Here is a 12,582-nt window from a genome sequence, read left to right on the forward strand (position 1 = left end):
TGTGCGGGAGGAAGGGGGAAGCGTTGCGGGTGGCTCGCGTCGCGCGGGCCGGCGGGCTCAGCCCAGGAAGGTCTTCAGCTCCTGGACCAGCTTGCGTATGTGGCCGGAGAGGACGGGAGTGCCCAGGTCCTTGAAGCGCTCGCGGAACCACGGGTTGACCTCACCGCGTCCGGCGCTGGTGACCGATCCGACGGGGATGAACTTGGCCCCCGAGGCGTGGATCGCCGCCATGCTCTTGAAGAGCTCGGCGCACTGCCACTCGTAGAAGTCGGAGATCCACACCACGACCGTGTTGCGCGGTTCGGCGATCTTCGGCTGGACGAGGGCCATGGCGCAGGTGCCGTCGGTGCCGCCGCCGAGCTTGGTGCGCAGCAGCGTCTCGAACGGGTCGTGCGCCCAGGGCGTCAGGTCGAGTGCCTGGGTGTCGTACGCGACGAGATGGACGTCCACCTTGGGCAGCCCGGCGAAGATCGACGCCAGGATGGTGCAGTTGACCATCGAGCTGACCATGGACCCGGACTGGTCGACGACGACGAGCCGCTGCGGGGTGGTCTTGCGGGCGGTCTGCTTGTAGAAGAGACGGTCGACGTAGAGGCGCTCCTGCTCGGGGTCCCAGTTGGTGAGGTTCTTCCAGACGGTGCGGTCGAGATCGAGGTTGCGGTAGACCCGTTTGGGCGGGACGGACCGGTCGAGCGTGCCGACGGTGGACTTCTCCACCTGGGTGCGGAGCACTTCGGCGACCTCGTCGACGAACCGCCGGATCAGCTTCTTGGCGTTGGCCAGGGCGACGCCGGAGAGGTTGTCCTTGTCGCGCAGGAGCTGCTCGACGAGCGACATGCTCGGCGTGAGCTTCGCGGCGAGCGCGGGGTCGGCGAGGACTTCGCGCAGCCTCATCCGCCGGACCAGGCCGGCCTCGATGGCGCCGAGTTCGGGCCCGATCTCCGGGACGAGCCGGCCGAGGTCGGGCACCGCGCCGCCGCCACCGCTGCCGGTCGGGCTGACACCTCGGCCCGCGCCGCCTCCGGTGCGCCCGCCGCCGGCCCGTCCGCCGCGCAGTTCGCCGGGGCCGCAGCCCAGGGCGCGTTCCAGCCAGGCCGCGTCGGACTGCCAGTTCGCCAGTTGCCCGGCGGAGACGTTCCCGGAGGTGGGTGCGAAGACGTTGAGCAGCACCTTCGACACGAGCGCCGCCCGCCGCACCTCGGCGGCCCGGTCGCGGTCCGCACCGTCCGGCTCCCCGTCCCCGGGGTTCATCAGCCCGTCGAACTCGGCGGCCAGTTCGGGGTGGCGCTGCACCAGCGTGTCGACGGACTCCCGTGCGTCGAGCACTCCCATGGGCAGTCCGAGGTCCTCGACGACGGCGAGGCTCGCCGACTCCAGACCCGGCTGCTCCTCGGGGTCGAAGAGCCGCGACAGCAGCCGCCAGTACTGCACCTGCCGCCGGCTCTCGTACGAGACGGCTTCCGCCCCGTCGTCCGTGGTTCCGGTCGTCATGTCCGCAGCAGCCTTCCCGCTCGTTCGCGCAGTACGGTCGCGGCGTCGGTGGCCGCCTTCTCGGCCTTCGCCCCGGCCTTGTCCGTGGTCCCGCCCGCCCACGCCCCGGCGTGCACGCCGACCGGTTTCTTCCGTACGAGCGTCTCCACCGCGAGCGGCTGGAGCCGGAACTCCCCGGCGTCCCAGCGCAGCAGCCCGATGCAGGCCCGCGAGGCCGCGACGGCCCGGGGGGTGAGCGGTCCGGCCGCCGGGATGCGGTCGACGTCCACGCCCAGCCGCTGTCCGGCCACCTCGAACGTCACCGCGTCGCCGTCCGTCCCGGTGCCGTACCCCTCCAGGAACACCGGGACCGCCAGGCGCGCCGGATGCCGGTCCAGGGGCGCGGTCTGCGGGCCGGTCGCGGCGGGCAGGGCCACCCGCGCGGTGGTGAGCGCATCGGCGGGCTCACCCGGCTTCGCGTGCACGTCGGCCCACAGGAGGTCGCCCTCGGCGGTGAGCGGCATGCCGGTCAGCTCCATGGCGCGTCCCTCGCCCGCGGCGGCCAGCAGCGACATGTGCGGCCGCAGCAGTTGCCAGAGCCCCGCCCCGACGACGGTGTCCGGCTTGGGCGCCGACACGCTCGCCCGCACGATCCGGGACGGCGACCCGTCGGCGGGCTCGAACACGGCGTGGACCTGTGCCTGCACGGCGGTGGCGTGCTCCTGGAGGTCGACGCCGAGCGGCAGCAGCCGCCCGGTGACCGGCTCGGCCCCGGCCCCGGCGGCCGCCCCTGGCACGGTCAGCAGCAGGCCCTTCGTCCACAGGTCGGCCCACCTGCGTACCGGGAACTGCTCGACGCACGCGCCGGGGCAGGACGCGGCGAGTTCGGCGGCGAATCCGTCGAGCAGGGCGGCGAGCCGGCGCAGCGCGGGGTCGGCGAGGAGCGCGGAGACGACGGGCGCCGCGGCCGACACCCCTTCGTGGTCGAGCCCCCGCCAGCCCGTGCGCGCCAGGTCGGCGAGCCAGGACCGGGCGGCGGCCAGCACGTTCGCGCCGCCCGTGGCCCCGGGAGCGGGGAAGCCGGCCGCTGCGGGCTCCCGCCCCGTGGCCGCCCCGACACGCTCCAGCAGCGCGTCGTGCACGGCTCCGAGCAGGGCGGAACGCGCCGCGGCGAGCGCGACGAAGTCGTCCTCGCCGCCACCGCCCCCGGCGGTCTTCTCGGCGGCGTGGGCGACCCGTGCGGCCAGCGGGCTCCCCGAGACGGCACGGGCCAGCTCGGTCAGCCCCCCGGCCTGCGCGGAACCCGGCCGCAGCAGCCCGTCCACCAGCACCCGGTCGAAGGCGTCGACGGCGGCCAGCGCCGCGTCGAGACCCGCCACGTCGTCGGTCAGCAGATCCATGCGCATCACGCCACCGCCCGGGTCGGCGGGAACCAGTGCATCTCGGGCAACGGGGCGGTGACCGGGGCCAGTTCGAGGTAGGCGAGATGCCGCAGAAAGCGGCTGAAGACCGAGGCGGCGGCCGAACTCTCCCCGCCGGAGGGGCGGGTAGCCGTCATGGCGGTGACGAGGTCGGCGGCGCCGGCGTCGGCCCCGGCGATCTCCACGCGCAGGTACCGGGCGACGCGCTCGACGCCGTACTGCACGACCGCTTCGGTGACCAGCGCGCGGATGTGGTTGCAGTAACCGCCCCGGAGGCCGCCGCAGGGGCGGTTGTTGTTCGTGCTGCACGTGTACGCGAAGTCCTTGGCGGCGACCGACGACACGTACACCCGCTGGATGTCGGACCCGCTGGAGACGACCCCCTGGAGGCGTCCGTCGGCCAGCTCCACGAACGGCACCTTGGCCAGTTTGCGGGGCCGGGCCGGTGCGATCACGCGCACCGTGCTCGACCTCTCCCTGTGAACGCTCTCTGCCGTCACGTCAACTCCTTCGTTCCGGGTACGCCGAGCAACGGGGCACGCCTCGGGAAGGCGGCCCCGTCGGTTCGGCGGGACATGGAACGAACATAGACGCGACCACTGACAACGGGCCGTGGCGTGACGCGGACCGGTGGACGGTCACGGGTCGGGCCGGGGACTCGGCCCCGTCACCTGAAGCGCTCGCCGCGCGGCTCCGCGGTCGGTTGCCTGAGCGGCAATCAGGTCCGGCCCGGGGTCTCAGTGGCGCTCAGGTCCAGCCCTGGACCGGCATCGCGTCCCTGAGCGGCGCTCAGGTCCAGCCCAGGACCGGCATCACGCCCCTGAGCGGCGCTCAAGGCCCAGCCCAGGACCGGTGGCGTCGCACCCCTGAGCGTTGCTCAGATCAGGCCCTGCGCCAGCATCGCGTCCGCGACCAGTTCGAAGCCGGCGATGTTCGCGCCGACCACGTAGTTGCCCGGCACCCCGTAGCGCTCGGCCGTGGTGTGGCAGGCCTCGTGGATGTGGCGCATGATCTCCTCCAGCCGCTCCTCGGTGTGGGCGAAGGTCCACGAGTCGCGCGAGGCGTTCTGCTGCATCTCCAGGGCGCTGGTGGCCACCCCGCCCGCGTTCGCGGCCTTTCCGGGTGCGAACGCGACGCCCGCCTCCTGGAAGATCCGCACCGCTCCCGGCGTGGTCGGCATGTTCGCGCCTTCGGCGACCGCGCGGACGCCGTTGGCGACCAGAGTGCGCGCGTCGTCCTCGTCGAGCTCGTTCTGCGTGGCACACGGCAGCGCCACGTCGCACGGCACGTTCCAGACGCCGCGGCCCGCCACGAACCGGGCGTGCGGGCCCCGGCGCTCCGCGTACTCCGCGACCCGGCCGCGTCCGGCCTCCTTGATCTCCTTCAGGAGCGCGAGATCGACGCCCTTGTCGTCGACGACGTAACCGCTGGAGTCCGAGCAGGTCACCACGGTCGCGCCGAGCTGCTGGGCCTTCTCGGTCGCGTAGATGGCCACATTGCCGGAACCGGACACGGCGACACGGCGGCCCTCCAGGCTCTCGCCCCTGGCGCGCAGCATCTCGGCGGTGAACATCACGCAGCCGTAGCCCGTGGCCTCGGTGCGGGCCTGTGCGCCGCCCCAGCCCAGGCCCTTGCCGGTGAGCACGCCGGACTCGTAACGGTTCGTGATCCGCTTGTACTGGCCGAAGAGGTAGCCGATCTCCCGGCCGCCCACCCCGATGTCACCGGCCGGCACGTCCGTGTATTCGCCGATGTGACGGTGCAACTCGGTCATGAAGGACTGACAGAAGCGCATGACCTCGGCGTCCGAGCGGCCCTTGGGGTCGAAGTCGGAGCCGCCCTTGCCGCCGCCGATCGGCATGCCGGTCAGGGCGTTCTTGAAGATCTGCTCGAAGCCGAGGAACTTGACGATGCCGAGGTTGACCGAAGGGTGGAAGCGCAGCCCGCCCTTGTACGGGCCGAGGGCGCTGGAGAACTCCACCCGAAAGCCCCGGTTGACATGGATGTCGCCCTTGTCGTCGGCCCACGGGACGCGGAAGATCAACTGCCGTTCGGGCTCGCAGACGCGCTCCACGATGCGGGCGTCCATGAACTCGGGGCGCGCGCCGAGGAGCGGGCCGAGCGTCTCCAGGACTTCGCGCACCGCCTGGTGGAATTCGCTCTCGCCCTGGTTGCGGCGCAGCACCTCGGCGTACAGCCTCTCGATGACGCCGTCGTCGAAGGCACCGTTCCTGACGGCGCCGTGGTGCGTGTGCCCAGAAGTGGTCGCGGACATCGGTCACATCCTCTCCATGCTGGTCGGCATCCGGCACGGCGCCCACCGGGGAGACGGCCCGGGGCCCCGTCGGCCGGGCGCCGACTCGGGAATTCCCCGTCCGCGTACCCGGGGCACGCGGACGCGTCTGACCGGTGATTGTTCCAGTGCATGTCAAGGACGCTCACAGCGGTCCACATGCTGGCGCTCCGGGCCCGTGGGACGCGGGGGCGGAACCCGCCACGTCCGCCCCGCGCACCAGCGCTGACCAGCAGCCCTCGTGCGGGGCCGGCCCGGCCGCGCCGGCGAGGGCCGGCGGGGAGGAGGCGGTCAGCCGCCGGGCCGCGTGCCGGAAGACCTGGCGCCCGTCCTTCCCGACGCGCCCCCCTGGGCGTATGCGGCCCGGATGCGGTGCTTTGCGATCTTGCCGTTGGGATCGCGGGGCAGGTCGGGGACGAGGTCGAGCGCGCGCGGGACCTTGAAGCCCGCGAGCGTGGTGCGCAGGGCGGCGCGGAGCTCGTCGGGGTCGGGGTTCGCGCCCGGATCGGGCTGGACGAGGGCGTGCAGGCGCTCGCCGAACTCGGGGTCCGGGACGCCGAAGACCGCGCAGTCGAGGACACCGGGCAGACCGAGCAGGGCGGCTTCGATCTCGGCGGGGTAGATGTTGACGCCGCCGGAGATGACCATGTCGACGGCGCGGTCGCAGACGTAGAGGTAGCCGTCCTCGTCCAGGTACCCCATGTCACCGACCGAGACCAGTCCGTCGAGGCCGGCCTCCTCGCGGGCCTCCGGGCGGCCCCGGTAGGTGAAGTCCGTGTGCGCGGGCTGGCGGACGTACAGCACGCCGACCTCGCCGGGCGCGCAGTCCTTGCCGTTCTCGTCGACGACGCGGATCTGCGCGTCGCCGAGCGGCCGGCCGACGCTGCCGGGGCGCTCCAGGGCCTCGTGGGAGTCGATGACGGTGATGTAACCGGTCTCACTGGAGGCGTACGTCTCGTGGACGATCGGGCCGAGCCAGTCGATGAGGGCGCGCTTGACCTCGGGCGCGCAGGGCGCTCCGGTCGAGCCGACGAAGCGCAGCGAGGACAGGTCGTACCGCTCGCGGACCTCGCGCGGGAGCTTCAACAGTCGTACGTACATGGTCGGTACGCAGTAGAGCGCGTCGATGCGGTGGCGCTCGACCAGCGCGAGGGTCTGTTCCGGGTCGAAGCGCGGGGCGATGACGAGGAGGTCGGCGGCGATGGCCGCGTACTGGGCGAACATGCTCGGGGCGCTGTGGTAGAGCGGGGCAGTCATCAGGGCGCGGCAGCCGGGGCGCAGTCCGTAGACCCGGCCGACGACGGCGAGGGTGCGGGCGCGGAACTCGTCGATCTCCTCGACGGGCACGGGCGCGCGGACGACGCCCTTGGGGCGTCCCGTGGTGCCGGAGGTGTAGGCCATGTGCGCGCCGGGGGACACCAACGGGCCGTCGTAGTCCGGCTGCTGGGCCAGCCAGGACTCGTACGGTTCGGGGGCGGGCGCGGCCGGGCCGTCGGTGTCGCCGGGGCCGACGGCGAGGACGGTGAGGTGGCCGGGAAGGGCCTGGCGGGCCGCGTCCAGCAGATCGGTGTGGCCGACGACGGCCTTCGCGCCGCAGTCCTTCACGATGTACGCGAGTTCGGTCGGGGTGAAGTGCCAGTTCAGCGGGCAGAAGTGGAAGCCTCCGAGGCGACAGGCGAGCATGATGTCGACGTACGCGGCGTCGTTGCGCAGCAGCACCGCGACGACGTCGCCGGCGCGCAGCCCGAGAGCGTACAGCCCGCCCGCCAACTTCCTGGCCCTGACGTCCAGTTCCCCGGGAGCGGTCTCGGTGCCCTCGAAGCTGACGGTGGCGGTCATGGCAGTCCTCTCGTCCGTACGTCCGGGGCGTCCCGCGCTGCCGGCCCGCGGCTGCCGTCGGACGGCCGCCGGGCACCCTTCATCGTGTCATGCACCTGCGGCCCTGCACCCCCTCCGCCCTTCCGTCTCCAGGCAGCGTACGACCGCCCTCTGACACTCCCCCTGACTAACCTGGGCTCCCGACACACCCGCCACCGCTCCGGAGGTCCTGCCATGACCAGCAAGTTCACCGAGATCGCGATCGACTGCGCGGACCCGCTCCGGCTGGCCGGGTTCTGGTGCGCGGTCCTCGGGTACGAGGTGCGGGCCGAGGAGGACGGGGGCGAGTACGTCTCGATCGGCTCGCCCGCGGTGCCGGAGGGCAGGGACCGGCCCGGCCCGGTTCCGCCGACGCTGGCGTTCGCCCGGGTCCCGGAGGGCAAATCGGTCAAGAACCGGCTGCACATCGACGTCAATCCCACCGACACGGACCAGGAGACAGAGGTACGCCGCCTGCTCGCGCTCGGGGCACGGCACGCGGACGTGGGCCAGACGGGCAAGGAGAGCTGGGTGACGCTCACGGACCCGGAGGGCAACGAATTCTGCGTGCTCGCGACGCGCTGCCCGTGAACGACCGCCGAGCGCTCCCCGGCCGCCTTGGGGACGGCTCGACGGCCGACCGGGGCTGCGGCACTGCGGCCCGACGGCCCCGGGCGACCGCACCGCCGGACCCGCCGCACCTGTCACGTCATCAGGACGCCCCCCGGCAATCCCTCCCCCGGGGGACGGGCCACCTTCGAGTGAATCGAACGCCGGGTCACGGTCCGCTCGCGCAGTACCGGTGCGGCGCGTGTCGTCGAGTCGCACTTTCATTCGACTCTTCCTCGCTTGGTCCCCGTAACGGGTCCTTGATCAGGAGAGTTTCCCCGCTGTCGCATCCGACCGCGTCTCTCCCGGAGGAATCGTGCATCCCGTCCGCGCCCGTATCCAGTGTCACTTCGCGTTCGAGAACCTTCCCGGTACGTTCGGCTGCTCCCGGCACCGGGTTGACGCCGTCAGGCCCCTGCCCGGCGTCTCCTCACGCCGTTCACCGAGGTGGGCGGCATGAGCGAATCCGAGGACGCCCGACCCGGTACGTCCGGTCCGGCCCCGCACGGCCGGCCCCACCACGGCCCGGCCACCGGGCCCGCCCCCTCCCCCACCGTCCCGCCGCCCCGGCCCGCGCGGCCGCGTCCCGGCCCGCCGCCCGAGCTGGACCACACCGGGCGGCGGCACCGTCGGGCCATGGAGGGCCCCACCCTCCTCGGCGTGGCCCGGCGCATTCCGACCGCGTCGGCGCAGACCGCCCGCCTGTCCTGGTCGGTCGACCGGCGCATGGTGATCACCGTGCCGACCTGCCAGCTCCTGCCGGGCCTCGGCACGGCGGTCGTGCCGGCCGCCGTCGCGCAGGCCCTCCCCCGCCTCTTCAGCGCGGCGAGCCCCGCGGCCGCGCTGGAGGCGGCCACGCCTGGAGGCCGCCATCGGCTGGACAACGTCCGGAGGGCGGACCGGGTGGTCGTCCTGGACCGGGGCCGCATCCGCGAGGAGGGCACGTGCGACGAACCGGTCGCGCGAGAGGGCAGCCCGCTGGGCGAGCTGTACGCCCTCTCCAGGGGCCGGTGAGCGCGCACGGGGCTTTGCGGCCCTGAGGAAGGGAGCCGTTCCCGTGGGCTGCGGGCGGGGGCGGTTCCGTCCGGTCCCGGGGTCCTCGCCTGCGAAGGCGCGGATTAGCCTGTGCCCATGACGCACCCCGTGCCCGCCCATCGCTTCGAACCCGTCACCGGTGCGGGCGCCGGCACCGGTCGGGTCGCGCTCGTCGTACCGGGAGCCGGATACACACCCGCCCGGCCGCTGCTGCACTTCGCCCGCTCCGTGCTGCTACAACACGGCTGGACCGTGCGGGAGGTGTGGTGGCGGTTGCCGGACGGTTTCCGGGAGCTGTCCACCGAGCAGCAGGCGGCCTGGGCCGAAGAGCGGGTCGCGGAGGCCGTCGAGGCCGAGAACGGAGCGTGCGATGCCGTGATCGGCAAGTCACTGGCCTCGCTCACGAGCGGGCTGGTCGCCGACCGCGGGATTCCGGCGGTCTGGCTGACACCCCTGCTGCACCTCCCCCTGGTGGCCCGGAACCTCGCGCGGGCGACGGCTCCCGCCCTGCTGGTCGGCGGCACGGGCGACAGGTCGTGGGTGCCCGGGGCCGCCCGCGGCCTCCCGCACCGGGTCCTCGAACTGCCCTCGGCGGACCACGGGTTGGAGATTCCCGGTGACGCCGCCGCGTCCGTGGGACTGCTCGGCGAGGTCGTCGCGGAGCTCGACCGGTTCGTCGGCGAGCTGTGAACCCGTCGCGGGCCTCCTGGGCCAATACGACGCACGACTGGTCCGGTCTCGTCGACGCCGGTCATCTGGCGCGGATCCGGCGGAGTCCCGAGGAATTCGCTCCGGGCGGCCCTCAGCACCTCCTCCTGGAGGTGCTCGCCCATGCCGCGGACGAAGCGTCCAGCTCCAGCGCGGGCGGGGGCTCCTGCGACGTCGTACTGCACGCCGACGGTTCCCTGTCCGTCCGAGACTTCGGGCGGGGTACGGACACGCGCGTGGACGAGCACGGCCGGACCGTGAAGAAGCCGGTCATGGCCACGAAGGACCTGCGGTTCTTCGACTTCCCGCAGGCCGGGACGCTGCCCGACGGCCGCCCCCGGCGCGGCATGTCCGTGGTCGCCGCGCTCAGCGACTGGCTCGTCCACACCAATCGCCGCCGCAACGGCGCCTGGACCCAGCGTTACGAACACGGCTTCCCCGTCACCGGACTTGAGCCCGTCGAGCCCGACGGCACCACCGGGACGCTGGTCCGCTTCAGGCCGGACGGGGCCGTACGCGCGCTGGGCGCGCCGACGCCCGGGGGCCTTCTCCGACTGGCCGGGGCCTGGCCGCAGTTGGAGGTGCGGGTCGACGACCGGCGCTCCGCCTGACGGCCGCGTCACACCCGGCGGGGGCCGGCTCGGCGTCGTCACTGTCGTCGCCGCCGTCGCTCAGGGGGTACGACGCGTGCGGGCCCGTCAGTTCAGCACGAACGGCAGCCGCTCCGCCAACTCCCCCAGCTCCGCCCGCTCCTTCGCCGTGGCGGCCCGCCGCCCCGTGCCCACCAGCAGCGCGTCCTCGTCGGAGAACGACGCCGGGAAGGAGGCCCCCGCGATCCGCTCCAGCATCTGCCGCGACGCCGCGAGCCCCTCGGCGGGCGGGCCCGGTACGCCTGCCGGGAGGTGCGCGACGAGGTCGAGGTGGTGGAGCGTCCACTCCATGATGTACGTGGAGAGGTAGGCCCCCGCGGTCAGCACCTCGTCGCGCGTGCCGACCCGCGAGGTCCGGTCGGCCAGCGCCCCGGCCCGCCCCGCGGCCGAACCGATGTCGTCCAGATGGAACTTGAGGAGCCCGGGGTCCCGGTAGGCGGCGGCCAGCCGAACCGTCAGCGCGTCCAGCGGGTCCTCGCCGGTCGGAGGGGTGCCGGAGACGTCCCAGTAGGTCAGCTCGTCGCGGGTCGGCGCGCCGTCCTCGGGGGTGGCCAGGGTGATCAGTACGTCCTGGGCGTCGATGATCAGATGGCAGACCAGGTCCTGTACGAGCCAGCCGTCGCAGCCCGAGGGGCGGGCGAAGTCCTCGTCGGCGAGACCGGCGACCACGGCGCGCAGGGCGGCCCATGTGTGCGAGAAGAGATCCACGCGGGCACGCTAGTGGCAGGCCGAGGCGGCGGACAACCCCGCGCGTCCCTCCCGCAGGACGCGGCCGGCGAACTCCGCGACGCCTCCGGCCAGGACCGCGTGAGCCTCGTCGGCTCGAACCGGCGGGTCTGCGCCCCCGCCCCGGAACTCAGACCGTCGGCGCGGCCTCGGGCCGGTGGGCCAGGAAGGTGGCGAAGGACCTGGTCGCCCCCTCGGCCGGCTCGTCCACCACGTGCGTGTCCAGCGCGAGTCCCGCCCCGCGCAGCAGCGCGGCGACGCGGGGCGGCGGCAGGAGATGGCTCGTGTACGAGACGGGGTGGCCGCCGTACGCCTGCCGGGGACGTCGTATCCCTTCCTCACCCACGTGACCGGCCAGCATGAGGTGGCCGCCGGGGGCCAGCACGCGGCAGAACTCCGCGAAGACGCCGGGGAGGTGGTCCGGCGGGGTGTGGTGGGTGGAGTAGTACGCGAGGATGCCGCCCAGCGAGCGGTCGGCGAGGGGCAGCGCGGTCATGGAGCCCACCGCGAAGGGGAGACGGGGGTGGGCCGCCCGGGCCAGTCCGATCATCCTCGGCGACAGGTCGAGGCCGAGGGCGGGTACGCCCAGGCCCGCCAGGTGCGCGGTCACCTTGCCCGGGCCGCAGCCCAGGTCGGCGACCGGGCCGAGCGCGGCGGTGCGTACCGTCTCGGCGAACGCGGCGAGCAACGCCCGGGAGAGCGGGTCGAGTCGGGCGGGCGCCGGGACCTGGTCCGCGTAGGCTTCGGCGACGGTGTCGTAGGACTCGCGGACGGCGGCGAGGTGGGGGGGTTCGGTCACCCGGCGACTGCAGGCGAGGCCAGGTCCCGGGGGGGGCGGGTGCGTACCGTCCCGTCCCCCGGGTAGCTTCTGGGCAGTGACGAGGAGGCAAGCCCGTGACCGCACAACCGGCCCACCAGCGCGTCGAGCTGCCCGCAGCCGGGCCCCCCATGGGCACCCTGCACGAACTCCGCGCCGCCCTGCGGACCCACAGCACGGTCGACCTGGAGCGGTTCGAGGCGGAGCTCGACGACGCCGACCTGGACGACCTCGCCCAGGTCCGCGAGCTCATCCAGGCCTATCGGCACCGGGTCCTGCTGCGTCTGGACCCCGACGGCGCGGCCGCGCTCGCCCGGCCCAACGACGACGTGGCCGCCGAGCTGCGTCGCAAGCTGGGCGAGGCCGGCCGCCGGTGACCCTGGCCTTCTACAGCGACGGCGCGGAGAAGGCCAGGATCGACCTCGCCCCGCGCGAACGGGCCGCCGTGGAGGCGGTGCGGGCCTCCCTGGAGACCGACCCGCAGCGGGGCCGCCCGGTGCCCGACGCGGGCGAGGGCTCGGACTCGTACGTCGTCGAACTGCTCCCGGAGACCACCGGCGGGCGCGGCATCTCGGTCGTGCACCGCTACAGCGGCGAACTCGACGCGGTCCTGATCACCTGGCTGGTGGCCGGGCCCTGAGCGCCGCGGGCGCCGCCCGCCCGCCGTGGCGGCCGGGCCCGCGGGCGGTCACACCCGGACGTGGTGCGCCTCCCAGCGTCCGGCGCCGAGTTCCAGCGTGAAGGAGACGTGCTGTCCCTCGGTGAGCACCTGCACGTCCCCCTCGACGTCCTCGCTCCGGACGAAGACCTGGTCCCGCTGCCCGAAGGGGACGACGAAGCCGTACCCCCCGCTGCGGTTGAAGTACTCGACGTACCCCTCGCACCTGGTGTCCATGGCCGTTCTCCCTCCGGACGGCGAACGTACGGTCCCGGCCCTTCCAACATGCCTCAGCCGGCCCCGTTCCGCCTCTTCCCCGGGACCGCTCCTGTCCGACG

The 12,582-nt window shown here is 73.6% G+C and carries 14 protein-coding genes; 6 read left to right on the forward strand and 8 right to left on the reverse strand.

Annotated features, from left to right (window positions below; all coding sequences use genetic code 11):
• Positions 1–57 precede the first annotated feature (57 nt).
• The 5 genes from ACZ56L_RS09575 to ACZ56L_RS09595 all read right to left on the reverse strand — a co-directional run bounded on the left by ACZ56L_RS09575 (position 58) and on the right by ACZ56L_RS09595 (position 7,023).
• Entirely contained in the window at positions 58–1,491 is a 1,434-nt protein-coding gene (locus ACZ56L_RS09575) for a vWA domain-containing protein (protein ID WP_471062896.1), read from the reverse strand.
• On the reverse strand, positions 1,488–2,906 hold the full coding sequence (locus ACZ56L_RS09580) for a hypothetical protein (protein ID WP_471063803.1): 1,419 nt from the start codon (positions 2,904–2,906) through the stop codon (positions 1,488–1,490). The genes ACZ56L_RS09575 and ACZ56L_RS09580 overlap by 4 nt, the downstream gene beginning before the upstream one ends.
• Positions 2,876–3,346 (reverse strand): hypothetical protein, encoded by a 471-nt coding sequence (locus tag ACZ56L_RS09585; protein WP_471063805.1) that lies wholly within the window; start codon positions 3,344–3,346, stop codon positions 2,876–2,878. The genes ACZ56L_RS09580 and ACZ56L_RS09585 overlap by 31 nt, the downstream gene beginning before the upstream one ends.
• A gap of 422 nt (positions 3,347–3,768) precedes the next feature.
• Positions 3,769–5,166, reverse strand: coding sequence for an NADP-specific glutamate dehydrogenase (gene gdhA, locus ACZ56L_RS09590; RefSeq protein ID WP_401762507.1), 1,398 nt, complete (start codon positions 5,164–5,166; stop codon positions 3,769–3,771).
• Between the two features lie 309 nt (positions 5,167–5,475).
• Complete coding sequence (locus ACZ56L_RS09595; RefSeq protein WP_471062898.1) at positions 5,476–7,023, reverse strand: AMP-binding protein; 1,548 nt, start codon at positions 7,021–7,023, stop codon at positions 5,476–5,478.
• Positions 7,024–7,236: 213 nt separating this feature from the next.
• Between ACZ56L_RS09595 and ACZ56L_RS09600 the strand changes: the two genes are divergently transcribed.
• The 4 genes from ACZ56L_RS09600 (at position 7,237) to ACZ56L_RS09615 (ending at position 10,004) form a co-directional block, all read left to right on the forward strand.
• On the forward strand, positions 7,237–7,632 hold the full coding sequence (locus tag ACZ56L_RS09600) for a VOC family protein (RefSeq protein ID WP_345219398.1): 396 nt from the start codon (positions 7,237–7,239) through the stop codon (positions 7,630–7,632).
• A gap of 474 nt (positions 7,633–8,106) precedes the next feature.
• Positions 8,107–8,664 carry a hypothetical protein gene (locus ACZ56L_RS09605; protein ID WP_471062901.1) on the forward strand — a complete coding sequence of 186 codons (558 nt, stop codon included), beginning with the start codon at positions 8,107–8,109 and terminating at the stop codon, positions 8,662–8,664.
• Positions 8,665–8,781: 117 nt separating this feature from the next.
• Positions 8,782–9,375 (forward strand): alpha/beta hydrolase, encoded by a 594-nt coding sequence (locus ACZ56L_RS09610; protein ID WP_471062902.1) that lies wholly within the window; start codon positions 8,782–8,784, stop codon positions 9,373–9,375.
• Entirely contained in the window at positions 9,372–10,004 is a 633-nt protein-coding gene (locus tag ACZ56L_RS09615; RefSeq protein ID WP_471062904.1) for an ATP-binding protein, read from the forward strand. The genes ACZ56L_RS09610 and ACZ56L_RS09615 overlap by 4 nt, the downstream gene beginning before the upstream one ends.
• A gap of 87 nt (positions 10,005–10,091) precedes the next feature.
• Here the strand turns inward: ACZ56L_RS09615 and ACZ56L_RS09620 are convergent, their stop codons facing one another.
• A complete protein-coding gene (locus ACZ56L_RS09620) occupies positions 10,092–10,751 on the reverse strand; it encodes a maleylpyruvate isomerase N-terminal domain-containing protein (protein WP_471062906.1) in 660 nt (219 codons plus the stop codon).
• 148 nt (positions 10,752–10,899) lie between these two features.
• Positions 10,900–11,568 carry a class I SAM-dependent methyltransferase gene (locus ACZ56L_RS09625; protein WP_401762524.1) on the reverse strand — a complete coding sequence of 223 codons (669 nt, stop codon included), beginning with the start codon at positions 11,566–11,568 and terminating at the stop codon, positions 10,900–10,902.
• A gap of 95 nt (positions 11,569–11,663) precedes the next feature.
• Between ACZ56L_RS09625 and ACZ56L_RS09630 the strand changes: the two genes are divergently transcribed.
• Together ACZ56L_RS09630 and ACZ56L_RS09635 are read left to right on the forward strand one after the other, a co-directional pair.
• The gene (locus ACZ56L_RS09630; RefSeq protein ID WP_345219392.1) at positions 11,664–11,963 is read left to right on the forward strand and encodes a hypothetical protein; all 300 of its coding nucleotides are present in this window, start codon (positions 11,664–11,666) and stop codon (positions 11,961–11,963) included.
• Complete coding sequence (locus tag ACZ56L_RS09635) at positions 11,960–12,226, forward strand: hypothetical protein (protein ID WP_345219391.1); 267 nt, start codon at positions 11,960–11,962, stop codon at positions 12,224–12,226. Before ACZ56L_RS09630 ends, ACZ56L_RS09635 begins: the two co-directional genes overlap by 4 nt.
• Before the next feature lie 48 nt (positions 12,227–12,274).
• Here the strand turns inward: ACZ56L_RS09635 and ACZ56L_RS09640 are convergent, their stop codons facing one another.
• Positions 12,275–12,481, reverse strand: coding sequence for a cold shock domain-containing protein (locus ACZ56L_RS09640; protein ID WP_345219390.1), 207 nt, complete (start codon positions 12,479–12,481; stop codon positions 12,275–12,277).
• Positions 12,482–12,582: the final 101 nt, after the last annotated feature.

Source organism: Streptomyces sp. NPDC039736 (assembly GCF_055596485.1).